The sequence below is a fragment of the Streptomyces sp. NPDC059787 genome, assembly GCF_042732315.1.
Lineage (GTDB): Bacteria > Actinomycetota > Actinomycetes > Streptomycetales > Streptomycetaceae > Streptomyces > Streptomyces atrovirens.
In genome coordinates this window covers 95244-101825 of record NZ_JBHWHX010000021.1, presented here as the reverse complement: position 1 = coordinate 101825, position 6582 = coordinate 95244, and the positions used below count along the sequence as shown (strand labels likewise).

General features: G+C 71.5%; 7 protein-coding genes and 1 pseudogene. 4 read left to right on the top strand and 4 right to left on the bottom strand.

The genetic code is table 11. The annotated features are described in order from the left end of the window. Both ACFV5H_RS21225 and ACFV5H_RS21220 read left to right on the top strand, forming a co-directional pair. Positions 1-472: pseudogene (locus tag ACFV5H_RS21225) on the top strand (DEAD/DEAH box helicase); the annotation flags it as partial. 78 nt (positions 473-550) lie between these two features. After that, positions 551-1411 carry an alpha/beta fold hydrolase gene (locus tag ACFV5H_RS21220; protein ID WP_385196653.1) on the top strand — a complete coding sequence of 287 codons (861 nt, stop codon included), beginning with the start codon at positions 551-553 and terminating at the stop codon, positions 1409-1411. Here ACFV5H_RS21220 and ACFV5H_RS21215 read toward each other — a convergent pair. Then, entirely contained in the window at positions 1408-2310 is a 903-nt protein-coding gene (locus ACFV5H_RS21215) for an NYN domain-containing protein (protein ID WP_385056083.1), read from the bottom strand. The two genes, ACFV5H_RS21220 and ACFV5H_RS21215, sit on opposite strands and share 4 nt — an antisense overlap. 221 nt (positions 2311-2531) lie before the next feature. Between ACFV5H_RS21215 and ACFV5H_RS21210 the strand changes: the two genes are divergently transcribed. Continuing rightward, entirely contained in the window at positions 2532-2684 is a 153-nt protein-coding gene (locus ACFV5H_RS21210) for a hypothetical protein (RefSeq protein WP_106979586.1), read from the top strand. Between the two features lie 110 nt (positions 2685-2794). Here the strand turns inward: ACFV5H_RS21210 and ACFV5H_RS21205 are convergent, their stop codons facing one another. The 3 genes from ACFV5H_RS21205 to ACFV5H_RS21195 form a co-directional block, all read right to left on the bottom strand. Then, positions 2795-3400 carry a MarC family protein gene (locus ACFV5H_RS21205; RefSeq protein WP_385056059.1) on the bottom strand — a complete coding sequence of 202 codons (606 nt, stop codon included), beginning with the start codon at positions 3398-3400 and terminating at the stop codon, positions 2795-2797. Positions 3401-3450: 50 nt separating this feature from the next. After that, positions 3451-4308 (bottom strand): PHP domain-containing protein, encoded by an 858-nt coding sequence (locus ACFV5H_RS21200; RefSeq protein WP_385196650.1) that lies wholly within the window; start codon positions 4306-4308, stop codon positions 3451-3453. Between the two features lie 184 nt (positions 4309-4492). After that, positions 4493-5134 carry a DUF6758 family protein gene (locus ACFV5H_RS21195; protein WP_385056052.1) on the bottom strand — a complete coding sequence of 214 codons (642 nt, stop codon included), beginning with the start codon at positions 5132-5134 and terminating at the stop codon, positions 4493-4495. Between the two features lie 163 nt (positions 5135-5297). Between ACFV5H_RS21195 and ACFV5H_RS21190 the strand changes: the two genes are divergently transcribed. Then, positions 5298-6569, top strand: a complete 1272-nt coding sequence (locus ACFV5H_RS21190) for an MFS transporter (protein ID WP_385056049.1) — start codon at positions 5298-5300, stop codon at positions 6567-6569. Positions 6570-6582: the final 13 nt, after the last annotated feature.

The following is a 6582-nucleotide window of genomic DNA, read 5'->3' as shown; positions in this document are numbered from 1 at the left end:
CGAGGCGGCCGAGGCGACGGAAGCCAAGCCCCGCCGCACGCGGAAGACCGCGGCCAAGAAGGCCGAGACCGTGGCCGACACGGTCGAGGGTGGCATCGAGCCGGTCGAGGAAGCCAAGCCCCGCCGCACCCGCAAGACCGCGACCAAGGCCGAGCCTGCGCTCGACACCGCCGAAGCCGTCGAGGCCAAGCCGCGTCGTCGGACCCGTAAGGTCGCCGAGCCGGAGCCGGCCGTCGCCGTCGAGATTCCGGCGCAGGCGGTTCCGGAGGCCGAGGCGGCGGAGACCAAGCCGCGCCGTACGCGGAAGACCGCGGCCAAGAAGGCCGAGGCCGTCGCCGAGGACACCGAGGCCACGCCCCGGCGTCGTACCCGCAAGGTCGCCGAGATTCCGGCGCAGGCCACGGACGAGGCGAAGCCCAAGGTCCGGCGGACCCGCAAGACGGCAGCCGCCGCGGAGTCCGCGGAAGGCTGACGCGACGAACCGACGGCCCGGTCCCACATCCGTGGGGCCGGGCCGTCGGCGTGTCCGCCACCCGCTACCCTCACCCCCGTGACCAGCCACTCCCCCTCCGCCCGCGCCCGCCGACTCCGTACCCCACGCGGGGAGTTCGCCGTCGTGGACGTGCCACCGGCCGCCGGAGTCACGGCGCGGGGGGTCGCGTTGCTGCTGCCCGGATACACCGGCAGCAAGGAGGACTTCGCGCTGGTGCACGAACCGCTCGCCGCGCGCGGCTACCGCACCGTCGCCGTGGACGGGCGGGGTCAGTACGAGTCGGACGGGCCCGCGGACGACGAATCCGCTTACACACAGGACGAGTTGGCGCGGGACGTCCTCGCGCAGGCGAACGCGGTCGGTGCCCCCGTGCACCTCGTCGGGCACTCGTTCGGCGGTCAGATCGCCCGCGCCGCCGTCCTCCTCGACCGCTCCCCCTTCCGCTCGCTCACGCTCGTCTCCTCCGGCCCCGCACGGATCTCCGTCTCCCAGGAGCAGCGTGTGAAGCTGCTGCGGGACGCGCTCGCGGTGATGTCGATGGCGGAGTGCTGGGAGGCGATCCTGGCCATGGGACCGCCCGAGGAGGTGGGCGGTCCGGCGCGCGGGCTCGGCGGTCAGGAGCACCTGCGCAGCCGCTGGTTGCGCACCAGGCCCGCACAACTGCTCGCCACCGGCCGCCAGTTGTGCGCCGAACCGGACCGGGTCGCTGAACTGGCCGCCGTACCGCTGCCGTTCCATGTCCTGTCGGGGGCGCGCGACGACACCTGGCCGGTGTCGGACCTCGACGAGATGGCCCTTCGTCTCAAGGCGCACCGCACCGTCGTGGACGGGGCCGAGCACTCACCCGCCGCCGACCGTCCCGCACCGACCGCCCGCGCCCTCGCCGACTTCTGGGACGGGCTCGCGGCCACCCCTTAGTACTGCGCCTGCAAGTGGTCCCAGAACCCGTCGCGCAGAGCACGCCGCAGGTCCGCCTGGCCGCGCAGGGAGTACTGCAGCAGCCCCTCCGCCTCCACCAGCAGATCCTGGTCGACGGATCCGGGCAGATAGGGGTGGCCGGGGAGCAGCTCCACCAGCGTGTCCCGGCCCCGCGCGGCCAGCCACTTCGCGGCGATCTGCGCGCCGACGAACCGGACGTCCTCACGGGCGGGCCGGCCCGTCGCGGGTTCGTACGCCGCTGCCGCGCGCCGGGAGACGTACGGCTTGAAGAAGTCCAGGTCGAGCGTGCGCTGGCTGTCGACCTCCCAGAGCAGCGGCTCGGCCTGGTTGCGGCCCTCGGGCGCCTCGATGCCCCAGAGGTGGACCCGGGCGCCGTACCCCTGGGCCGCCTCGACCGCCGAGACGAGGTCCTCGTCGCCGCCGAGCAGGGCCGCGTCGCTGATGGCGCGGTGCCGGGCCAGTGACTCCAGGTCGCTGCGGATCAGGGAGTCGACGCCCTTCTGCTGGTTGTTGGCGTTGAGGTTGCCGAGGCGGACCTTGACGTCCGGGAGTTCGGCGATGGACTGTTGTTCGGCGGTGTGGATGCGGCGTCTGGCCCCGTCGTACCAGTAGACCCGCAGCAGCCTGCTGTCCGCGAAGATGGTGCGGGCGCGGTCGATGAGCGCGTCGATGAGTCCCTCGGCGTCGAGGTCGAAGGCCCGGCGGTCCTCCGTCCCGGCCACGAGCCGCCCCGCGGCGGCGTACAGGTAGCCCGCGTCGACGAAGATCGCGTGGGTCGAGGGCGTCTTCGCCACCTCGGCGAGCATGCGCTGGAGCAGCTCGTTGGTGCGGTCGATACGGGCGTGCAGAGCCGCGAGGTCTTCGTTCATCGCCTCCATTGTCCCGGTGGTCACGCTACGAACACAACCGGTCCCGGTCGGTCTCCTTCGAAACCCTTACTGGTCAGTATTTAGTCGTTCGAAAAATTTCTTTAGCGTAGGGAATGTTTGCATCACGCATCCCGTTGAACCCTTCATGGAACACGGGCCCGACCGGCCCGTGCGCCGCCCCACCGAGTAGTTCTCCTCCAGGAGGATGACCAGACGAAGGGAGAAGCCCCTTGCGCTTCGAAATCATGCGACTCGACGACGTCGACGGCACGCCCGTGGACACCACCGTCGTGGACGCCGCCTCCGTCAACCGCATCGTTCAGCAGGCCGCCGCCATCGGGCAGCGCCTGTGGATCCGCCCGGCCGACACCCCGGCCTCATAACGCGCAGCACGCGGGAGACCGGCCGCACGGGCCGGGTCCTCGAGTACGTACGTCACGGAGCCCCCCGTACCGCCGTCGGTACGGGGGGCTCCGCGCGTCCGGCGCCGGGTTCAGCCGCCCCGGACCACCTGGGTGACACCGTTGATGATCTGCTGCACGGCGATCGCGGAGAGCATCATGCCGGCCAGGCGCGTCACCAGCACCACGCCGCCGTCCTTGATGACCCGGATGATCAGCAGCGAGTACCGCATCACCAGCCACAGCACGACATGGATGGCGAGGATCGCCGACCACACCGAGACCTGCCCGCCGACGCCGTCGGCCTTCTGCACGGCGAGGATGACCGACACGATCGCACCGGGCCCCGCCAGCAGCGGCATCCCCAGCGGGACCAGCGCGACGTTGACGTCCTTGGTCTGCTTGGGTTCGTCGGTCTTGCCGGTGAGCAGGTCCAGCGCGATCAGCAGGAGCAGCAGCCCGCCCGCGATCATCAGCGCGGGCACCGACACGTGCAGGTAGGCGAGGATCTGGTGGCCGAGCAGCCCGAACACGGTGATCACACCACCGGCCACGCAGACGGCCTGGAAGGCCATCCGCTTCTGCATCTTGGCGGGCCGGCCGGCGGTCAGGGCGAGGAAGATCGGGGTGATCCCGGGGGGATCCATGATGACGAAAAGGGTCAGGAAGAGAGAGCCGAAGACGGCGACGTCGAGCATGACAGCCTTGCTGAGGAACGAGTGAGAAGGGTGCGGGGAGGCGGGAGGCCTCAGGCTCCGCCGGTCCCCGGCACCGGGAACGCCCCGGTCGCGCGCCGCGTGATCTCGCCGTACACCTCGGGGTCCGTCATGAACTCGCCGAGGACGCAGGTCTTCCGGCTGCCGTGGTAGTCGCTGGAGCCGGTCACCAGGAGCCCCAGTTCCTTGGCGAGGCCGCGCAGCCGCGCCCGGGTCTCCGGGTCGTGGTCCATGTGGTCGACCTCGATGCCGTCGAGGCCGGCCTCGGCCAGCTCGGCGATCGCGGACTCCGGCACGGTCCTGCCCCGCTTGCTCGCGGCGGGGTGCGCGAAGACGGCGACCCCGCCCGCGTTCTTGACCAGCCGCAGGGCCTCGAAGGGGTCGGTCTCGTGCTTCTCCATGTGGGCCCGGCCGCCGTCGGCCAGCCACTCCTGGGTGAACGCGTCGCTCACGGTGGGCACGACACCCAGTTCGACGAGTGCGCTGGCCACGTGCGGGCGGCCCACCGAACCGTCGCCGGCGATCCGCGCCACCTGCTCCCAGGTGACCGGCACGCCCAGCGCGTTCAGCTTGGCGATCATGCCCTGGGCCCGCGGCACCCGGTCGTCCCGGACCAGCTCGCGCTCGGCGAGCAGTGCGGGCTCCTCGGGGTCGAAGAGGTAGGCCAGCATGTGCATGCTGACGCCGTCGAGCCGGCAGGAGAGTTCCGCTCCGGGGACCAGCGTGAGCCCCGCCGGGAGCACGGAGAGCGCCTCCGCGTGCCCGCGGGTGGTGTCGTGGTCGGTCAGCGCGATGACGTCGAGACCGGCGGCGGCCGCCTTGCGGACCAGCTCGGCCGGCGTGTCCGTACCGTCGGACGCGGTGGAGTGGGTGTGCAGATCGATACGCACGACGCATTACTCCAAGCGGTGACGGACGGACGGGGACGCTCCAGGATAACCGGATTTTCGCACGTCCCCTGTCACACCCGAACCCGCTGTGCGCCCCCTACCGGCCCGCTGTGCGGCATCCATGCCTCCCGGGCGTCCGCACCTCCAGACGTCCGCACCTCCAGGCATCCACGCCTCCAGGCGCCTACGCCTCCAGCAAGCGCGGTGACAGCGCACCGCAGGGCACCAGCTCCACCTCGGCGCCCGCTTCCCGCAGGTCGGCGAGGACCAGTTCGTCGTACATCAGCAGCCCGGACTGCTCCGGCCACACCACCGCCCACAGCCACATCCCGAGCGCCTCGCCCGCGAAGACGGCGCGGTCGTCCGGTGTCTTGGCGACGTGCCAGAGCGGGGTCGGGCGGCCGGCGGCCAGCACCTTGGCCTGGGGCGGCTTCTCGACGTTCATGTACGGCCCCGGGTCCGGACCGTCGACGCCCGCGTACCGCGCGCCGAGGCCCACGCCGAGCTCCTCGGCGACCAGGATGAGCTCACCCATGCCCCCGAGCGGCCCAGGACCGGTGCACGCGACGGCGGTCGCCCGGCCCCCGCCGCGGTCGTCGCCCGCGCTGGCCACGCCCGTGAACAGCCAGCCCACCGGCAGCGGCCACGGCATCCACACCGGCACCTTCGTGCGGTGCACGGCGACTTCGAGGGCCTCGACGCTCGGTGGTATCACGGGCTGCAGCGGGTGCACGGTGCCGTGCACAGCGCACTGCCAGGCATCCGAGAAGAGGCCGGGAGCCCTGACCCGGCCACCACACTTCGGGCAACTGGGTTCGCCCCTCATAGGGCCCCACGGTCCTACCCCGGCCGCGCCACGTCAAGGACGATCACCCGTCCGGGCGGAACCGGCCACGCGAGGAATTAGATGTACGTTGCATTAATTAGCTTAGCTAAGCTATCGTGTGTACACGTCAGCCAACCGCCCCATGTCCGGGATTGGAGCACCCATGGACGACCCCCACGACTCCTTCGATACGGGATCGGGCGGCATCCTCCGCCAGCCGAAGTCCGTGTGGGCGACGGCCGGCGCGTCCGTCGTCGCCTTCATGGGGATCGGGCTCGTCGACCCGATCCTGCCCTCCATCGCCAAGGGCCTCGACGCCACCGCCGGGCAGGTCTCCCTGCTCTTCACCTCGTACTTCCTCATCACCGCGCTCGCGATGCTGGTGACCGGCTTCGTCTCCAGCCGCATCGGCGGGCGGAAGACCCTGCTGCTCGGACTCGCGCTCGTCGTGGTCTTCGCCGGACTGTCCGGCACCTCGGGATCGGTCGGCGAGCTGGTCGGCTTCCGGGCCGGCTGGGGCCTCGGCAACGCGCTGTTCGTCTCCACGGCCCTCGCGGTCATCGTCGGCGCGGCGGCCGGGGGCAGCGCGGCGGCCATCCTGCTGTACGAGTCCGCCCTCGGCCTCGGCATGGCCTGCGGACCGCTGGTGGGCGCGCTGCTCGGCGACGCGAGCTGGCGCTACCCGTTCTTCGGTACGGCCGCCCTGATGGCGGTCGGCTTCCTGTGCATCGCGGTGTTCCTGAAGGAGCAGCCGAAGCCGGCCCGCAGGACCTCGCTGCTCGACCCGCTCAGGGCGCTCGGACACGGCGGACTGGCGTCCGCGGCGGTCTCGGCGTTCTTCTACAACTACACGTTCTTCACCGTGCTGGCCTTCACGCCGTTCGTGCTGAACATGTCCCCGTACCGGTCGGGCGCGGTGTTCTTCGCCTGGGGCGTGCTGCTCGCCGTCTTCTCGGTGCTCGTGGCACCCCGGCTGCAGAAGCGGTTCGGCTCACTGAAGGTGCTGGGCGGCTCGCTGGTGCTGCTCGCGGTGGACGTGCTCGTCCTCGGCTACGGCGACCACACCACGGCCGTCGTCTGCACCGTCCTGTCCGGCGCCCTCATCGGTGTGAACAACACGGTCTACACCGAGCTGGCGCTCGGGGTGTCGGACGCGCCCCGGCCGGTGGCGAGCGCCGGCTACAACTTCGTGCGCTGGTTCGCGGCGGCCGCCGCGCCCTTCTTCGCGCCGAAGATCGAGGAGTGGACCGACGTCCACGTCCCGTTCGTGGTCGCGGCGGTCACGGCGGCACTGGGCGCGCTGGTGGTCGTCGTACGGCGCCGGGCGCTCAGCCTCCCCCACTCTCGGCCCCGCTCGAGCGGGGGGACCCCCACCGCCGAGGAACCGCGCCCGCGCCACGCCACCGAGGACGGTGTCACCGTCCTCGCCAACTGACCGGCCTCCGACG